The organism is Streptomyces sp. AC602_WCS936, from assembly GCF_019049125.1.
In the GTDB taxonomy this organism is placed as follows: Bacteria; Actinomycetota; Actinomycetes; order Streptomycetales; family Streptomycetaceae; genus Streptomyces.
Window position 1 is genome coordinate 1 of the sequence record NZ_JAGMUF010000136.1, and the last position, 226, is coordinate 226.

Consider the following 226-nt stretch of genomic DNA (forward strand, 5'->3'; position numbering starts at 1 on the left):
TGCCGCCGGCGGCGGTGGTCTTCGACTCCCACAGCACGGTGCTGCCGTCGGCGTCGACGACGGTGAGGTTGCCGGTGTCGGTGAAGCGGGCGGTGGCGCCGGGGTGGCCCGCGGTGCCGGTCGACCACAGGGTCTGGCCCGCGTTGGAGACGACGACGAGATCGCCGTCGGCCCGCAGGGTCAGGCGGGCGGCGTTGGAGACGAGGCTGTCACCGGCCCGCATCAC

Annotated in this window: 1 protein-coding gene; it reads right to left on the reverse strand. The window is 74.3% G+C overall.

Translation table 11 applies throughout. The features are described 5' to 3' along the window. Positions 1-226 (reverse strand): bulb-type lectin domain-containing protein (locus KUM03_RS36180; RefSeq protein WP_302185931.1); only part of this gene is annotated, 226 nt, incomplete at both ends.